We start from the raw sequence: 575 nt of genomic DNA, 5'->3' as shown, positions 1-575 counted from the left end.
AGGCGTCTGCCGAACGGGTCGTAGGCGTATGTCCAAATCTCGGTATTGCCGGCTGGCTTTTTGATTTCGGCGCGGACGAGTTGGTTTTCTAAATCGTATTGGTAATATTGGTTTTCGCCATTGGACAGCTGGCGGTAGATCAGGTTGCCCAATGCGTCGTAGGTGTATTCGATGCCGTTGTATTCTTTGAGGCGGTTGCCGCTGGTAAGGTTGTTGCCCTTCCCTTCGACTGCTTTGTCGGAAAGGATGTTGTGGGCGGGGTCGAAGGCAAAGGTTTCGCTGCGGCCGCTTTGGCTGTTGCGGGCTTCCTGAATGCGTCCGATTTTATCGTAAACGTAATGGAGGACGCCGCTTCTTTGGTCGGCGCTTTGAATCAGGTTGCCGGCTTTGTCGTAGGCGTAGCGGCGGTTGACGGCGCCGCCGGCCAACGGGTTTTGTTTGCCGCGGGATGTTTGTGCGCTGCTCCAAACGGTACGCTGGCTTTTCAGACGACCCATGGGGTCGTAGTCGTACAGGCTGCTGATGCTGCCCTGCGTCCTTTGAATTTCGCGGTGCAGTTTGTCGCGTTCGATGTC

At 55.8% G+C, this 575-nt stretch carries 1 pseudogene; it reads right to left on the bottom strand.

Annotation, left to right across the window (positions count from 1 at the left end):
- A pseudogene (locus tag HMPREF2596_RS11200) lies at window positions 1-575 on the bottom strand (sugar-binding protein); the annotation flags it as partial.

The organism is Neisseria sp. HMSC078C12 (assembly GCF_001838065.1).
Taxonomy (GTDB): Bacteria; Pseudomonadota; Gammaproteobacteria; order Burkholderiales; family Neisseriaceae; genus Neisseria.
Note: the sequence above shows the minus strand (reverse complement) of the source record. Positions and strands in the feature narration are given on the sequence as shown.